11 protein-coding genes and 1 tRNA gene are annotated in these 17,439 nt (G+C 37.2%); 5 read left to right on the forward strand and 7 right to left on the reverse strand.

The annotated features are described in order from the left end of the window. Window positions 1-309: 309 nt before the first annotated feature. The 3 genes from fabI to fabA are packed head-to-tail and all read right to left on the reverse strand — an operon-like array spanning window position 310 to window position 2,963. Complete coding sequence (gene fabI, locus PVV70_RS02640) at window positions 310-1,128, reverse strand: enoyl-ACP reductase FabI (protein WP_273757400.1); 819 nt, start codon at window positions 1,126-1,128, stop codon at window positions 310-312. A 48-nt stretch (window positions 1,129-1,176) separates the two neighbouring features. Continuing rightward, window positions 1,177-2,397, reverse strand: a complete 1,221-nt coding sequence (fabB, locus tag PVV70_RS02645; protein ID WP_273757398.1) for a beta-ketoacyl-ACP synthase I — start codon at window positions 2,395-2,397, stop codon at window positions 1,177-1,179. A 56-nt stretch (window positions 2,398-2,453) separates the two neighbouring features. Beyond that, window positions 2,454-2,963, reverse strand: coding sequence for a 3-hydroxyacyl-[acyl-carrier-protein] dehydratase FabA (fabA, locus tag PVV70_RS02650; RefSeq protein WP_005774470.1), 510 nt, complete (start codon window positions 2,961-2,963; stop codon window positions 2,454-2,456). Between the two features lie 232 nt (window positions 2,964-3,195). Between fabA and irrA the strand changes: the two genes are divergently transcribed. Further along, window positions 3,196-3,708 carry an iron response transcriptional regulator IrrA gene (irrA, locus tag PVV70_RS02655; RefSeq protein ID WP_273757596.1) on the forward strand — a complete coding sequence of 171 codons (513 nt, stop codon included), beginning with the start codon at window positions 3,196-3,198 and terminating at the stop codon, window positions 3,706-3,708. A 46-nt stretch (window positions 3,709-3,754) separates the two neighbouring features. Here irrA and PVV70_RS02660 read toward each other — a convergent pair whose 3' ends face one another. The 4 genes from PVV70_RS02660 to PVV70_RS02675 form a co-directional block, all read right to left on the reverse strand. Further along, window positions 3,755-4,315: an SH3 domain-containing protein gene (locus PVV70_RS02660; RefSeq protein WP_273757397.1), complete on the reverse strand. Its 561-nt coding sequence runs from the start codon at window positions 4,313-4,315 to the stop codon at window positions 3,755-3,757. A gap of 1,457 nt (window positions 4,316-5,772) precedes the next feature. Then, window positions 5,773-6,006, reverse strand: coding sequence for a 30S ribosomal protein S21 (rpsU, locus tag PVV70_RS02665; protein ID WP_273757396.1), 234 nt, complete (start codon window positions 6,004-6,006; stop codon window positions 5,773-5,775). Between the two features lie 186 nt (window positions 6,007-6,192). Continuing rightward, the gene (locus PVV70_RS02670) at window positions 6,193-7,866 is read right to left on the reverse strand and encodes a formate--tetrahydrofolate ligase (protein WP_273757395.1); all 1,674 of its coding nucleotides are present in this window, start codon (window positions 7,864-7,866) and stop codon (window positions 6,193-6,195) included. Window positions 7,867-8,582: 716 nt separating this feature from the next. Then, a tRNA-Arg gene (locus tag PVV70_RS02675) sits at window positions 8,583-8,659 on the reverse strand. Window positions 8,660-9,024: 365 nt separating this feature from the next. Here PVV70_RS02675 and PVV70_RS02680 point away from each other — a divergent pair. The 4 genes from PVV70_RS02680 to PVV70_RS02695 all read left to right on the forward strand — a co-directional run bounded on the left by PVV70_RS02680 (window position 9,025) and on the right by PVV70_RS02695 (window position 17,225). Next, the gene (locus tag PVV70_RS02680) at window positions 9,025-10,167 is read left to right on the forward strand and encodes an efflux RND transporter periplasmic adaptor subunit (protein WP_273757394.1); all 1,143 of its coding nucleotides are present in this window, start codon (window positions 9,025-9,027) and stop codon (window positions 10,165-10,167) included. Continuing rightward, complete coding sequence (locus tag PVV70_RS02685; RefSeq protein WP_273757393.1) at window positions 10,164-13,301, forward strand: efflux RND transporter permease subunit; 3,138 nt, start codon at window positions 10,164-10,166, stop codon at window positions 13,299-13,301. Before PVV70_RS02680 ends, PVV70_RS02685 begins: the two co-directional genes overlap by 4 nt. Window positions 13,302-13,489: 188 nt before the next feature. After that, window positions 13,490-15,154: a glucose-6-phosphate isomerase gene (gene pgi, locus PVV70_RS02690; protein ID WP_273757392.1), complete on the forward strand. Its 1,665-nt coding sequence runs from the start codon at window positions 13,490-13,492 to the stop codon at window positions 15,152-15,154. An 838-nt stretch (window positions 15,155-15,992) separates the two neighbouring features. Beyond that, window positions 15,993-17,225 (forward strand): MFS transporter, encoded by a 1,233-nt coding sequence (locus PVV70_RS02695; RefSeq protein ID WP_273757391.1) that lies wholly within the window; start codon window positions 15,993-15,995, stop codon window positions 17,223-17,225. Window positions 17,226-17,439: the final 214 nt, after the last annotated feature.

Consider the following 17,439-nt stretch of genomic DNA (forward strand, 5'->3'; position numbering starts at 1 on the left):
TATTATTTCTACTTACATATGTTTGTCTAATGTAATGAAAGAGATATTTTAATTTTCTCTTAAACGCTAATAATATTTGAAGAATAGTAGAAAATTTATAGGGGAGTAGCACCTTATTTATATAAAGTTAAGCTAGAAATTTTCTATTATCCGATTTCCAATATTATTTGTGCGTTTAATAGCTTTTATGCAATAGATTGGATTTGAAGGCTTTCCCCATGAGATTTAATCTAGTAGAGAAAGCACTCATCACTATGCAAACAAAGGACTCTACAGATGAGCGATTTTATTTTTGAAGTCGGATGTTTTTTATCCTTCTTGGGAGTCTTCAGTTTTTTTCAGTTCTTCAAGTATTGGCATAGACATGATATTATAGCCTGAATCAACATAGTGAATTTCACCTGTAACGCCTGATGACAAGTCAGAGAGGAGATAAAGCGCGGATTTTCCAATTTCATGAATATCCACGGTACGACGTAATGGGGCATTACGTCGTTGGTGTGAAAATATTGCACGTGCAGCTGCAATACCATTACCCGCTAAGGTTCTAACAGGACCAGCTGAAATCGCATTGACGCGGATATTTTGCGGGCCAAAGTCTGCCGCTAAATAACGGACCATAGCTTCTAAAGCAGCTTTAGCAACCCCCATGATATTATAATTAGGGACAACTTGCTGTGAAGCGCCATAGGTAAGGGTTAAAAGTGCTCCTCCATGAGGCATAAGCTTTTCTGCACGCTGAGCAATTTCAGTAAAGGAATAAGCTGAAATAACCATTGTACGTTGAAAGTTTTCACGCGTTGTAACATCAACGTAACGCCCTTTTAGCTGATTTTTATCTGAAAAACCAATAGCATGGACAATAAAATCAATTGTTTTCCATTCTTTTTCAAGTTTTTCAAAGACCTCATCAACATTTTCAATTTTTTCAACATCACACTCTAGAACTAATTTGCAGCCAAGCTTATCTGCTAGAGGCTGAACACGTTTTCCGAAAGCATCTCCTTGATAAGTTAAGGCTAATTCAGCTCCTGCTTGTGCGAGTTGACAGGCAATGCCCCAAGCAATTGAATGGTCATTCGCAATTCCCATAATAAGGCCACGTTTGCCCTCCATCAAACCTTTCATATTATTCTCCGTAAGACCGTATTTTTTTCAATTACTAAGAACTTTCATTTATACATAGCGTTGAAAAATAAGCGTTGCATTGGTACCGCCAAAGCCAAAAGTATTTGACAATACGGTATTCAGTTGTTGATGATCGCGTCGTTCACGAACAATTGGCATATCAGCAAAAGCTGGATCCAGTTCTTCGATATGGGCACTTTCACAGATAAAATTATGATTCATCATTAACAATGTATAGATTGCTTCGTGAACACCTGCGGCTCCTAAGGAATGCCCTGTTAGAGATTTGGTAGCAGAAATGGGGGGGCATTGATCACCTGCTCCAAAAATACGGCGGATAGCTTCTATTTCAGGAGGATCTCCAACAGGTGTTGCTGTTGCATGGGGATTGATATAATCAATTTTATCGTGGACTTTTGCAAGGGCCATGCGCATGCACCGTTCTGCTCCCTCTCCTGATGGAGCAACCATATCATGTCCATCGGATGTCGCACCATATCCAACGATTTCTCCATAGATTTTTGCCCCACGGGCTTTAGCACATTCTAGTTCTTCAAGGACTAAAACGCCAGCACCTCCAGCAATAACAAATCCATCACGATTGACATCGTAGGCCCGTGAAGCTTTATGAGGGATGTCATTATATCTACTAGACATAGCGCCCATAGCATCAAATAAAACAGAGAGTGTCCAATCCAAATCCTCGCAGCCACCGGCAAAGACGCGGTCCTGTTTACCATATTGGATCATTTCATAAGCGTTTCCAATACAATGATTGGAGGTAGCACAAGCTGAAGAGATTGAATAGTTGACCCCTTTTATCTTAAAAAAAGTTGCCAGTGTTGCTGAAGCTGTAGAACTCATCGCTTTAGGCACAACAAAAGGCCCAACACGCTTTGGACCCTTTTGGCGTGTAATATCGGCTGCTTCTACGATTGACTGCGTTGAAGCACCTCCGGAACCCATAATAATCCCTGTGTGTTCGTTTGATACTTCATGAGGCTCTAAACCAGCATCAGCAATTGCTTGATCCATTGCAATATGATTCCATGCTGTTCCACGTCCATGAAAACGTAAAGCGCGTCGGTCAACGCGTTCTTCTATATTAATATCAGGCTTACCGTAAACTCTGCTACGAAAGCCTAACTCAGCATATTGAGGTGCGTAAGAAATTCCGGATTTTGCTTCACGTAAACTGGTTAAAACGGCTTGGGGGTCATTTCCAATCGCGGAAACAATTCCCATTCCGGTTACAACAACACGACGCATTCATACCTCCTTATTCCATACAGAATAGTAAAAAATTCTTCCTGATGAAAATAAATTCAATCTTCCTTGAATAAAGCAACGCGCAAATCATTCGCTTTATAAATAGTTTCTCCATCTGCTTTGAGCCATCCATCAGCTATTCCCAAGACTAAATTTCCCCGTCGAATACGCTTAAAATCTATTCCATATTCAAGAAGTTTGGTTTGTGGTGTTACCATACCTGATAATTTCACTTCACCTGTTGATATCGCTCTTCCTTTCCCTGGTTCTCCCAACCAACCAAGAAAAAAACCTGTTAATTGCCACATACCATCCAATCCAAGACATCCTGGCATAACGGGATCACCTATAAAGTGACAATTAAAGAACCAGTGGTCTGGTGTAATGTCAAATTCGGCACGAACCATTCCTTTATCGTATTTACCACCAGTTTCACTGATTTGAGTGATTCGATCAATCATCAACATTGGCGGTGCCGGCAATTGCGCATTACCCTTACCAAACATTTCGCCGCGAGCGCAGCTTAGAAGCTCTTCATAAGTGTAGCGAGACTTTTGTTCAGCCATGGTTACTCCATTTATTTGCATATATCTTTATTTCTGCGCTTTTCCCCGACCTACTTTTAGAGCAAATTTTAAAGAGAGGGAAATGATTTTATATCATTTTTAGTGACAAAAGCCCTTTTTTATGTATTCTACATAGATAATTATTTAAAAATGGAATACAAGATTGCACCATACTGTTCCCATTTTTTATATTTTTATCTTATTGAAGCAGGGAGATATTTTGGTTCGTAATATGTCAGGGAATGCAGACAATTTAGATATGAATGAAAAGCAACAGTCCACAAGAGAATGTGGAGAAGGTGTGCAATATTATTCCACTTCTATGTTACAAAAACGTTTGCGTGAAAATGGTTTGCGTCCAACACGTCAGCGATTAGAGCTTGCACATATGATTTTTTCTGAAGGAAATCGTCATATTACGGCTGAAGAGCTCTATGAGGAAGCGGTGAGGGCAGGTGTTCCTGTATCCTTAGCAACGGTTTACAATACGCTTCATCAATTTACTGAAGCGGGATTATTACGGATTATTGCCGTAGAGGGTTCGAAGACTTGGTTTGATACAAATACCTCTGATCACTACCATTTTTATATAGAAGGTGAAAATCATATCCTTGATATTCCTTGCAATTTAGAAGAATTTCCCATTATTGGAAATTTGCCTACACCACCAGAAGGTATGGAAATTTCACATGTTGATTTGATCGTTCGCTTGAAACAAAAAAATCAATCTTGTGATAGGGAATAAGCATATTCAATGAGGAATGAAAATTAAACTTGATGCATTTGAGCATTCACCAACCTTTTATTTTTTCATCAGGATAGATTCCCCATAATTGAGGTTGATGGAGCCATCCATGAACGTTATTAAGAGTGATTTCGCACCATTGTCCATCGCATTGGTGGATATTGCCAATGACATTAGGCTCTACTTCTGCCACTAGTTGTGCGTCGTCAGTGGGTTTGTTTCGTAGCATCAGCCTTTTTGTTTTATCTTTTTGCCATGGAATAGTTATAGCCGTTCGCTTTCCTGATAAAAGCGATTGATATACCCACCCTTCATCGCCTTCTGCATCACGAATTTTGCGCCATTGATCATATTCTTGTATGATTTCAATAGGTAACCCCTTCTTTTTGTAGGTAAAAATAATAGAATAGTTGCTTCCTGGCCCAACGCGTACATTAACACGAGTGGGTTTAATCGAAGCAAATCGCGGAAGGGGTAAACCACTGGGACCTAAATTTTGATTAAAGGTTTGTGCGTGCAACAAACGTGGTGGACCCAATACAATGACTTTTGCTATTAAGATACATGATGCAAGCATTAAAACGCGAAACCAACAAGAATTTTGCACACTGAACTCCTTTATTTCGTCATATATTAGTCATTTAAAATCTGGAAGATAAGATTGGAGACTGATAAAAAAATTATGCCATATCGCTCGTTAATGAGATCTAAACAATGAAAAAATTGTTGGAAGAAGAGCAAAATAAAGAAACAAAAGTTTGAATTTTTGAGTACTTTAGGGTGTTTATGAGGGGATAGTTGTAGATAAATATTGGGTTTTTAGCGATTTGTATGCGTGAGAAAAATATTAAAATAGCCAAGTATCAAGTATATTGTGGCCGGAGCAGTTTTGTATAGGAAATCAGAGCTAAAATTTTGTCTCTTTTTTCCAAGAGTGTTTCTCGAAATAAAAGTACAGTTATGCATGTTATGAATACGAAAACTGTTCAGTAAAAGGATTATGGTTTGGTTTGAGAAGACAGTTTTGAATGGACAAAAGAATACGATGTATGAAGCATTTAAGCGTAAAAATATGAGCAACATTATAGAATAAGTTGATATATAAAGAGCTAATTTTAACAGGATAGTTTTTGTGATAATTTAATATATGAAATTTGCTCTGTAGTGATCTTACGCAATGATAGTGCTTATCCGTATGTTAATAAGGTAGTGCCGTCATTCTATTTCACAGATCTCAATGTAATATTATTCCTATTATTTGGAGCGTTTATAAGAAGCATTGTTATTTTATTTGCATAATAAATTCCGCTTGTCGATGTACAAGCAAGAAAACTTGATTGATTCAATATGAGAGGATGTTGAGAGAATATGCTGTAAGGGATCAATTTAAACTCGTTATTTAAATTGTAAAACCATTTTCATCAAAAATAGGTATATAAGACACTTGCACCCATATTAAAATAAGAGTGTTTTCTTTGTTTATTTTCAATTTTCTTTTATTTCAGCTCAGTATAAAAAGTTTGATGAAAGAAGAGGGATTATTCGATACGCTTATGAGATTAATTACATAAGCAAAGAGACAGAGGACTATATATTTTCATACCCTTCCACACACAACTGCATATTGCGATAGTCATTTGGTTTTGCAATCTGCTCTAAAATCTTCGAAAGATGCAGAATATTTAAGAAGAAAAAAAGAAAATCATCATCAGACGTGCATATAAGAAATAGTTATGTGAGAGATAAAAAGAAGGAGGAGAATTATAGCAAAAAGTGGTAATAAATATCTTACACTCACTCCACATTTTATACAGGAACAAGTCCCTTAAATATCTAAAGTATCGTTATGTTATCTGTTTTTGAAAACCACAAGAGTGAAGAAAACTGCATCTCTATGACAAAAAAATTTAGCTCTTTCAGATAATTAATATATTCATTTATGTAACTAAAACACAACACAATACTGCACAAACAAACACCTTATTACACTTGCTTATGAAGATAAATTTTTCCGGTAACTTATTCTCTATTGCTTATGCAATTCTATGATGCATCAAAAGTGTATCACTTCACCGCAACACTCCGTCCGTTACTAACAAAACCCTCTCTTTGCGCACGCTTACGAGCAAGCTTACGTGTACGACGAATAGCCTCAGCTTTTTCACGAGCACGTTTTTCAGATGGCTTTTCATAATAACTACGCATTTTCATTTCACGGAAGATACCTTCACGCTGCATCTTTTTTTTCAACGCGCGAAGCGCTTGGTCAACATTATTATCACGAACGAGTACTTGCACTATTTATCCTGCTTTTTTCAGTGTCATAAATGATAGGAAAAACCTACGTCCTTTTAAAGACATATCTAAAAGGACAAAGGCTTATATCATATAAATAAGACATTTGTCTATATAACTTTTTAAAATTCTATTCTTTTTGTAATAAAATACTTTTTATAATAAAGGATAGAGTTTATGGTTATAAACTTATGAAAGCCCTTGTATATTATCATTTTCATCAAGATGGATTTTTTCAGCGGCAGGATAATGCGGTAAGCCGGGCATGGTCATAACATCTCCACAAATGACAACAATAAAGCCGGCTCCCGCACAGAGACGAACTTCTCGTATAGGAATTTCAAAATCAACAGGAGCACCATATTGCTTGGGATCAGCAGAAAAAGAATAAGGTGTTTTTGCCATACAAATAGGGTAGGTGCCAAAACCTTCTTTTTCCCAAGATTCAAGTTGTTTAAGAATAGGCGCTGAGATGATAGCGCCACGCCCACCGTATAACTTTGTTATAATACAATTAATTTTTTGAACGAGGGGAATATCATCTTGATAGAGCACTTTAAAATCGGAATCTTGTTTTTCAATTAAGGCAATAAGTTCTTGTGCAAGTTCTATAGCACCTTTTCCACCTTGTTCCCAATGCTTACAGACAATAGCTTTGTGTCCAGTTGCTGCAACTATTTTTTGTAATGTTTTTATTTCAGCATCGCTATCACTGTCAAAATGATTAATTGCTACAACACAAGGGATATCGTAGAGCTCCATATTTTTGATATGTCTTAAAAGATTAGTGGCTCCCTTTTCTAAAGCGGTGATATTTTCTTCTGTCAGATTATTTTTATCCAACCCACCATTCATTTTTAATGCACGAATCGTTGCAACAATCACTGTTGCATTTGGTACAATGCCTGCTTGCCGACATTTTATGTTGAAGAATTTTTCTGCTCCAAGATCGGCTCCAAATCCTGCTTCCGTGACAACATAATCAGCCAATTTTAAAGCGGTTTTTGTTGCTATAACTGAGTTACAACCATGAGCAATATTGGCAAAAGGCCCTCCATGAACGAGAACAGGATTATTTTCAATTGTTTGTACAAGATTGGGTTGTATGGCATCTTTGAGAAGAACTGCCATTGCGCCTTCTGCATTGAGATCAGCCACTGTTATGGGCGTTTTATCATAACGATAGGCAACAATCACTTTTTTGAGTCTTTGTGTAAGGTTTTCTAAATTTTCAGAGAGACAAAGAAGTGCCATAATTTCTGATGCAACAGTAATGTCAAAACCTGTTTGGCGTGGAAAACCATTTGTTATGCCCCCCAATGAAATAACAATATCGCGCAATGCACGGTCATTCATATCAAGAACGCGCTTCCAAACAATACGACGTGGATCAATGTTGAGAGTATTTCCCCAATAGATGTGATTATCGATCATCGCGGCAAGAAGATTATGCGCTGCTGTAATAGCATGAAAATCACCGGTAAAATGTAAATTAAGATCATCCATTGGGATGACTTGCGCATAACCACCACCAGCAGCACCACCCTTTACACCAAAACAGGGGCCTAAAGACGGTTCTCTCAAAGTGGCTATTGTTTTTTTGCCAATGAGATTAAGAGCATCATTTAGTCCAACCGTTGTTGTAGTTTTTCCTTCTCCAGCAGGTGTGGGATTGATAGCCGTGACGAGGATAAGTTTACCATCTGGATTTTTATTGAGCGATTTTATGTATGCAGAAGAAATTTTAGCTTTATCATGGCCATAGGGAATGAGATTTTCATGTGCGATACCAATTTTTTGTGCAATTTCAGTAATATGCTGCTTTTTAGCAGTGCGAGCAATTTCAATATCTGTTTTAGGCATGGAAAAATTCTTTAAACTAAGCTTTTATTAACATTTGGGATCTGTATTCTATGGATTAATGAAAAAAAACCATAGAGAATAGAAAGTATAAGATATCATAGAGGTCAATGATGTGTCGCGCAAGCGATAATACTAAAGAACGGCAAGAGGAGTTTTATTGTTTTTGGGAAAAAAGAATCTCTATGTTTTTAGTTTCGATAAGTTCTTAGCTAGTCTGCAATATTACGCTTAATATCAGCTCATGATGAATATCAGAAAAAAGTCTTTGGATAATTAATTTAAGAACTTTTTACGCAGCGATTTTGATATCTTATATCTGTTATTCCGAATAGTACACTGAAAAAGTTTTAGAGGTCGCTAAACCGCAATTTGTGGAGTCCCTCTTAAGATGGGGCGGACAGAAATGAAATGCTCAGAAATACCCGTTGATGAAAAAGTATAATCTAGAAGAAATCAAAAACAAGCGCATAGCTTGAAAAAAGAAAGCAACAGCACACACCAACTTATGTAATCTCCACGATTATTGCTAATAAAAAACACCTTTGGGCTGGATTGAAGGCCGCACAACATCCCATTCTATCAAAATAGCTAAGAAACGACTCAAAATAGAATGAAATAAAAAGCCATAAGAAGACCAAAGGTAAGCAAAAAATAAATCACATAAAAAAATTCAAAAGGCTTGAATTCATGAGCAAGATATTGAATTTATTGATAGATGGCGCACCCGAAGAGATTCGAACTCCTGACCCCCAGATTCGTAGTCTGGTGCTCTATCCAGCTGAGCTACGGGTGCACACATTGCGATTTTCTACATTGTCTAAGACAATGGGTTCCTAATCGTTTCATTAAAGAAATGCAAGTGAAACTTGGGGCGTCATAAAAAAAATCTCTTTTTTTTGTGAGATATTAAAAAAAATTATAATATATTATGGTTGCAATTGGATTTTTGATAGGGTCATTTTCCTGTTGTGACCTTACCACGCAATATGAACGATAGTTAACTTGACGTTTTCGTCTATGAACGATAGTCAGCCAGAGATGATATATGTTTTTGCGGTGGGGGGTAAGATATATACCTGCTGTTGGGTTTTTGTGTAAAACGCCGATATGACTGTTGAACACTATTTCAGATAAACATGATACAGTAAGGGTAGGTGTATGGCGTTATTAAAAAAGATCTTTCCATTGGTGTTTTTAATTGTTGTTTTAACGGCTACTTATTGGGCTGGAAAACAGAGCACAGAACAACCCATTTCTATAGTGGATAAAACAAGTATATCGTATAAAGATTCAAAGGGAAAAATGGGAAGACCCCCGACGAATGTTGTCGTTGATCTTGTAAAAGTCCAAGATTTTTATGAACAACTTAACGTTCTAGGGAGTGGACAAGCACTTGCTGAGGTATATTTAACCCCTTTATTACCAGGTGTTATTGATAAGCTTTTTGTGTCTGCTGGTACAAAAGTACAAGTGGGAGACGTAATTGCAAAGCTTGATTCTAAAAAGGAGGAAATAGCAACTGCAAAAGCAAAAGTACAACGTGATAATAATGCTTTAACACTTTCACGTATTCTTAAATTACGTGCTGGCAATACAGCAACGGAAGTTCAAGAAATTACAGCGCGCTTAGAGTTGGATAACGCAAATTTTGTTTTGCGTAATGCTGAGGTAGACCTGGAGCGGCGAACAATTCGTGCACCGATTCCTGGAGTTATTGGTATTCTACCCGTTGATGCGGGGAATAACGTGACCCTTAATACTGTAATAGGCCGTATTGAGAATAGAGAACGTATTTTGGTCGATATATGGGCCCCTGAACGATATGTTTCACGAATCCATAAGGGAGATGAGGTAACAGCAACATTAACAGCGCAGCCAGATAAATCTTTTGTTGGTCACATTTACGCGATTGATAATGTCGTTGACCCAGAAAGCCGTACACTTCACGCTCAGGTTGAAATCAATAATGAAAAAGATACACTCATGTCTGGTATGTCCTTTTCTGTTGCCTTACGATTCCATGGTGGATCTTTCCCTGTCGTTAATCCTCTCGCGATTCAATGGAATAGTAAAGGGTCATTCGTTTGGCGTGTGAGAGAAGGCAAAGTAGAGTCTATCCCTGTATCGATTATTCAGCATAAAGCAGATCAAGTTTTTGTGAAAGCCCCTCTGGAAAATGGTGATCAAGTTGTTATTCAAGGGGTGCAAATGCTTTATCCAGGGAGTAAAGTAATAATTATTGATGATCCAAAGTCCCATCAACAGCAATTATCAGCAGTTTATGGAATGGGTATACAATGAGCCAAGAATTGAGCACAAAACAGCCAATGTCACAGGCGGAGCTAGGTGGTCTCATTGCCTTATTTATTCGAAGACCGGTTTTTACTTTTGTTATAAATGCCATGATCATCATTGCAGGATTTGCAGCATGGTTGAATGTTGATGTGCGAGAATTACCAGATGTTGATACGCCAGTAACAACGATTGTGACGATATTTTCTGGAGCGTCGGCGGAAACAATTGATCGTGAAGTGACAAAAGTTATAGAAGATGTCGTTTCTCGTGTTTCAGGTGTTAAGACGATTTCTTCAACATCTTCTTTTGGACGTTCCCGTGTACAGATTAATTTTAATGTCGGTGTTGATTTAAATGTAGCGGCATCTGATATCCGTGATGCTCTGTCTCGCATTGCTTATTCTTTACCCAAAAATGCCGATTCACCTTTGATTATTAAAGCAGATTCGAATGCTGCAGCCATGATGTATTTGGTTGTGACATCACCAACAATGAGTATTGATGATTTAACAACAGTTGTAGATGATCAGATCGTTGATGCCATTTCTGCGGTTGATGGCGTTGGTGATGTTCAGATTGATAGTGCTCGTACAAAGATTTTTCAGATTGATATAGATCAAGCAAAACTTGCAAGTTATGGATTAACTGTCGCAGATATTTCACGTGTTCTTGCTGATATGACAACGGATGTGCCCGTAGGATCATTGCGCAATTCTAAACAAACTTTAGTTGTCCGCGCCACTGCACGTTTAACAACACCAGAATCTTTTGAACAAGTTGTTTTAAAGCCTCATGTATATCTTGGTGATGTGGCGCATGTGACTTTATCACCCGATATAGAAAATGTTATTCTTCGTATCAACGGAAAGACAGGGATTGGATTAGGTATTGTGCGTAAAGCACAATCCAACACTCTTAATATTTCTGCAGGCGTGAGAGCTGTTGTTGATAATCTCAAAAGTGTTGTTCCTTCTTCTGTACATATAGACGTTATTAGTGACGATGCAATTTTTATTAAAAGCGCTCTTCATGAGGTTGAGGTTGCGTTGGTCATTGCTATTTTGAGCGTTATCTTGGTTATTTTTCTTTTTCTCAGAGACATTCGTGTAACGCTTATACCTGCCGTATCTCTTCCCGTCGCTTTGATTGGGACTATTGCGGCTATTTATCTTGTAGGGTTTTCATTGAATATTCTCACATTTTTAGGACTTGTTTTGGCAACAGGGCTTGTTGTGGATGATGCTATTGTTGTTCTGGAAAATATTGTTCGATGGCGCAATATGGGGATAGGTCCTAGGGCCGCAGCGGTGTTAGGAACCCGTGAAGTCTTTTTTGCTGTTGTCGCAACAACATTGACTTTAGTGGCTGTGTTTGTCCCTATTTCCTTTCTTCCTGGACAAGTTGGAGGACTTTTTAGAGAATTTGGTTTTGTTTTGGCAATTTCTATTTTGCTTTCTTCAATCGTTGCCTTAACGCTTTGTCCCATGCTGGCTTCACGTTTTCTCAAAGAACATATTGAGGAGAAAGAGGGAAAAGCCCATCATCACTTTACTTTTTTATATAAATGGGGTGCTTTGTTTCATAAGGCTTATACGTACAGTTTGCATAAGTGTTTAGGAAAGCCTTGGGCTGTTGTTTTTGGTTCACTTGTTTTTGCAGCGCTTTGTGTTGGAGGCTATACGAAGTTGCAACAAGAATTAACACCAGCAGAAGATAGAGCTCTTATCTTTTTGGTCATTAATGGACCACAAGGTATTTCAACACAATATTTGAATGAGCAAGTAGAGCAAATTGAAGAAAGTTTACAGCCATTACGTGATGCAGGTGAGATAGCTAATAGTTACTCTATCGCGGGTATTGGCGGTTCGCCCAATACTGCTTTTTTGGTTTTATTGCTTTCGTCTTGGGATAAACGTTTACGCAATCAGCAAGAAATTGTGAAAGATGTTAATGCAAAGGTTAGGCAATTTCCAGCAGTTTTTGTGTTTGCTGCACAGGGAAATTCTCTAGGTGTGAGAGGAACGGGGCAAGGGTTACAATTTGCAATTCTTGGCAATGATTATGCGACATTACAACCCATTGCTGATACGTTAGTGCGCGCTTTACAAGCTGATCGGCGTTTTATTCGCCCACGTCTTACTGTTGATGCCACACAACCGCAATTTTTTATTGAAATAAATCGAAAAAAAGCCTCCGATTTAGGAATTGATATCACCAATTTGGGCGATACATTACAAGCAATGTTGGATGGTAAAAAGATTGGTTCCATTAACGTGGATGATCATTCTTACGATGTTAAATTGATATCGCGTAAAAATCCCATGAAGAGTCCTAGTGATTTAGAAAATATTTTTTTAAAGACCAAAGATAATCGATATGTTCCTTTATCTGTTATTGCGCATTTACATGAAAAAGCTATCGCCCCCCAATTAAAACGGGAAAAGCGTATGAGCGCTGTCATTTTAAGCGCAAATCTTGCTCCAGATATCACCTTAGGGGATGCTTACCAAACTGTGCAGAAAATTGCTTCTCCTTTATTATCGAAAGGAACCTATGTGGTCCCCTTAGGAGAAGCCGAAACACTTCATGAAACATCTTCCAATTTTATGATTGTTTTTGGCATTGCCTTTTTGATTATTTTATTGGTTTTAGCGGCTCAGTTTGAAAGCTTTATTTCAGGATTCATTATCATGGCCACTGTTCCATTAGGGATTGGTTGTGCTGTGATTGCTATGCTCTTAAGTGATGTGAGTCTTAATATTTACAGTCAAATTGGATTAATTTTGTTAATTGGCGTTATGGCAAAGAATGGTATTCTGATTGTTGAATTTGCAGATCAATTACGGGATCAGGGAAGAAGCGTGCGTGAAGCTGTAGAAGAAGCAGCAAATATTCGCCTTCGTCCAGTTTGTATGACAATGATTTGTGCCATTTTAGGAGGGATTCCTTTGGTTTTAGCCAAAGGTGCTGGTGCAGAAGCTCGTATAGCTTTAGGTTGGGTTATTGTTGGTGGTTTAGGTCTAGCAACGATTTTTACGCTTTATGTTACACCGGTTGTTTATCTTTTTTTAGGGCGTTTTATAAGATCAAAAGCAGAAGAGGATTTGCGCTTAACCAAAGAACTCAATCAAGTTAAATGATGTATTCAGTAGAAAAGATTTGAAAGTTTATTCTTGTAAAAATATCATTTTCAGATCTTATTTTTTACTTTTATATTCCTTCATTTTTTGTGTGAGCAGTGAAAAGAGCAAGCAATCAAGGAGACGTTTTCTACTTTGTTATTGTTTGGACAGAGATTTCATGATCAATAATCATATAGGATAAGCTTATGGCAAATAGCTTTTCGATTCGAAATGAAAAGGCTTTTGAAGCCGCATTAAGAGCTTTAAAAAACCATGCTGTAAAGGATGGAGTCTATGATATTCGTCAGCATTTTGTGGAGGATGATCAGCGTTTTTCCCATTTTTCTCTCAGACTTGATGATCTTCTTTTCGATTTTTCAAAATGTGGTGTAACATTCAAAACATTGCAACTTCTAGATGATTTAGCTGTCGCAGCAGATGTGTTGGGGCGGCGTGATGCAATGTTTTCGGGCCAAGCCATTAATACAACTGAAAAACGCTCCGTTCTTCATATTGCATTACGTTTACCTGCTGACGAAATTTTCATGCTGAATGGTCATAATCTTATTGGCGATATTCAAGACGTCCTTAAAGATATGGAGAGATTTTCTGAAAAGGTACGTGATGGCAGCTATAAGGGAAGTAGTGGAAAGAGAATAAGGGATATTGTCAATATTGGTATTGGGGGTTCTGATCTTGGTCCTGCAATGGTCACATATGCTTTAAAACCTTATCATGATGGTCCACGTTGCCATTTTGTTTCTAACGCTGACAGTGCCCATATTTCCGATACACTCTCTCTTTTGAATCCAGCAACAACACTTTTTGTCATTGCTTCTAAAACTTTTACAACGGCTGAAACAATTATAAACGCTCAAGTTGCACGTCAGTGGATTTGTTCACATTTAGGGGAAAAAGCTATTCACACGCATTTTGTTGCTGTTTCGAGTGCGCTTGATAAAGTGGCGGAATTTGGCATAGATTCCACAAGAGTTTTTAAATTTTGGGATTGGGTTGGAGGACGTTATTCAATTTGGTCCGCCATTGGGCTTGTTGTTATGTTTGCAGTAGGGGGGCGAAACTTTCGCCAATTTCTCAGTGGTGCTTTACAAATGGACCAACATTTTAAAACCATGCCTTTGCATAAAAATATTCCTATTCGATTTGCTCTTTTAGGGTTCTGGCATCGTGTTATTTGTGGTTATTCATCACGCTCTATCATTCCCTATGCACAGCGCTTAATACATTTTCCAGCTTATTTACAACAGCTTGATATGGAATCAAATGGGAAGCAAGTCTCGCTGGATGGAAAACTACTAAATTTTTCAAGTGGTCCGATCGTTTGGGGTGATTCAGGAACAAATAGCCAACATGCTTTTTTTCAGCTTCTGCATCAAGGAACCGATGTTGTTCCTGTAGAATTTATTTTATTTATAAAAGGGCATGAGAAAAATTTACATTCTATGTATGAGATGTTGCTAGCAAACGGTTTAGCGCAATCAAAAGCCTTGATGAAAGGACGTAGTGTTGAAGATGCTCGGCATATCTTAATAAAAAATGGTGTTGATGAACGTGAAGCAGATTATTTAGCACTTCATAGAAGTTTTAAAGGAAATCGTCCCAGCATGACGCTGGTTCAAGATTCATTAACGCCGTTTGCACTCGGTCGTCTCATTGCGCTTTATGAACATCGTATTTTTGTTGAAGGGACTTTAATGAATATTAATTCATTTGATCAATGGGGTGTTGAACTTGGTAAAGAATTAGCAAATGAGTTACTCCCCATTCTTCGTGGAGAAAGTAAAGCGGATAATCGCGATAGTTCAACACTAGGATTGCTCGCCCATATTCAAGCAAGACGCGCAAAATAAATATAATCTGATCGTAGTTTTGACGGTAGAGTGAGAGAGAAATATGAGACAATGCTCTATTTTATTCGGTGCTCCCTTATTTTTGAATTGGATTTTTGCAATAAATCAAAAAAAGAACAAAAAACAGATTTTACAGGTTCCATACAGTGTTTGTGAAATAACTATCCATGTGAAAAAAGGCTTTAAATGCTTTGCGGTCAGAAAGAGATAGATATTTTATGAGAAGATCTTTTGCCTCTAGAGAGGTGTTCTCCGAAATCGTGGGTTAAGTTATCACTTTGGAGCATAGAGGGATTATGAGGGATCATCAGAGAGGATTGGACGGGAAATTTAAAAAAGCTTATCCAGAGAATCTGATTGAGCGGTTATGGGAACTTTAGCAGTGAAGTTGGCTTTGTCTCGTGTTGCTCGAAAATGAGAATCCAATCTTTTTGTGGTTAGTCTAAATTTAAAAGATCTACTTGCTGAAAGTTTTTATAATTATCATAAGAGATAAAAATATTTCTTCTTGTCCTGTGTATAAAGGGGATGCTATTTGTATTTATCATTCGTAGTACCATTGCGCAACATACTTTAGATGGTTGTCATTTGAAATATGTCTTAGAAAATTATTTGGTAAGGGAGTCTCTCCATATGTATTGGAGAGCCGTTTTCTATTCTTTATTTCAATTTATGAGCACAACGTTGTCTCATATAGAATTGATACTGATAGATGACTTGCGCAAAATAAATACCTACAACGCATTTATATTCAAATTTTATGAAAAATCAGAATTTAGTACCGAGCTATATTCGACGATGAAGAAAAGCATAAAACGGCTTAACATTTTGCCTAGAGGTGAGAAAACGATTGCGTAATTCTGTTTTTCTTATGATTTTGATTGGATGTTTGACAAGTTTTTGTGCAAGCGGTGTACTATCTATAGGCCTTTCTTTATTACAATTACAAGATAAAACGGGACAAGCGTCTGCTGCTTTAAATGTTATTAATTTAATCGCAATCGGAATCGCAGGCTTTTGTTTGGGGAATGTGTTAGTCCGCTATCAAGGTTTTATCATTGGATTTTATAGTCAAATTATTTGTGCGGGCTTGTTGTCTTTCTTATTATTCATAAACAACTCAGTACTTATTTTATTTGTGTTTTTTTTACTCGCACTATTGATGGGGGCTGATAACCCAAATAATAACACTGCCTTGAATAAATTGATTCCAGACCCTAAACAAAAAGCCAGTATTTTTGCATTTTATACGAGTTGCTGTCAGTTTTTTATTATTGTGTCTCCATTGCTTATATATTTTATAATTGCACATTTTGGGCATAAAATAGCTATAGCCTTTGTTGTCTTTGTTTATCTTTTAAATGCTGGTCTATGGTTTCATATAAAGTCTATACAACAAATAAATAAGATAAAAGAGCCATCGAAAGAAGCAACCCAAAGAGCTTATGGAGCTGGTTTTAAGTACCTTTGGCGAATTTCTGCTTTGCGTTTTTTGACGATTAATCGTATTTTGAATAATTTTCTCTATACTGGAGCACTCGTTTTATTACCACTTATTCTTTCATCGATAACATCAGATAATATACAATTTACAGCCATTCAAAATTTTATTTTCGCTTTGTTAGCGTTGGGTTTTGTAATCAATGGCTTTGTCTCATCCTATTATTTACGGAAATTTCCATCTTTAATTCGTGTCTTTGTGTGGGGGGCACCGGCTTTTGCAATAATCGCAATTTCTTTTGTTTTATATTTAAATTTCACCCAATATTCTCTCTATATCATGGGCTTTTTATTAGGCATTGGGCAATTTTATTTTAGGGTATCTGGGATAACAATTGGTCAAGCTGTTACACCTAGTGACAATTTGGCGGAGGTGATTTTGATCGGTGATGCCAGCGTGCGGATTATAACAGCTTTATTTTCTATTGTACTTTTATATGCAGCAAACTTTTTTCCATTTTCTACATTATACGGTCTCTGTATATTCATAGGGTTTTGCGCACCTTTATTTATTTTACAAGGACTATCTATTTACTTAAAAAGCTTAGAAATAAAAGAAAGCACTGTATGAAAGATATTCAATTATTACACGCCTTTTTGTGATTATAAGAAGAGAGAAAAATTTAGAATAAATACTCATAATATTCATTCTAAATGCGCACATTGTATGAAAAAAGTTTGAGGGGCTTATTAATATAAAAACCTCTGATGCAGATAAAACGCCTTGAGCCCGTTAATAAACGGAGCCCTATGGTCACCATGGTTTCTAAAACTCTATTAAAGGT

This window comes from Bartonella sp. AU55XJBT, assembly GCF_028618525.1.

What these genes read in the sequence shown, in the direction of transcription:
- fabA (WP_005774470.1), bottom strand. Translation starts at nt 2,963, where the DNA reads ATGGCTGAACAAAAGTCTCGCTACACTTATGAAGAGCTTCTAAGCTGC.
- PVV70_RS02685 (WP_273757393.1), top strand. Translation starts at nt 10,164, where the DNA reads ATGAGCCAAGAATTGAGCACAAAACAGCCAATGTCACAGGCGGAGCTA.
- fabB (WP_273757398.1), bottom strand. Translation starts at nt 2,397, where the DNA reads ATGCGTCGTGTTGTTGTAACCGGAATGGGAATTGTTTCCGCGATTGGA.
- PVV70_RS02670 (WP_273757395.1), bottom strand. Translation starts at nt 7,866, where the DNA reads ATGCCTAAAACAGATATTGAAATTGCTCGCACTGCTAAAAAGCAGCAT.
- fabI (WP_273757400.1), bottom strand. Translation starts at nt 1,128, where the DNA reads ATGAAAGGTTTGATGGAGGGCAAACGTGGCCTTATTATGGGAATTGCG.
- pgi (WP_273757392.1), top strand. Translation starts at nt 13,490, where the DNA reads ATGGCAAATAGCTTTTCGATTCGAAATGAAAAGGCTTTTGAAGCCGCA.
- irrA (WP_273757596.1), top strand. Translation starts at nt 3,196, where the DNA reads ATGTCAGGGAATGCAGACAATTTAGATATGAATGAAAAGCAACAGTCC.
- PVV70_RS02680 (WP_273757394.1), top strand. Translation starts at nt 9,025, where the DNA reads ATGGCGTTATTAAAAAAGATCTTTCCATTGGTGTTTTTAATTGTTGTT.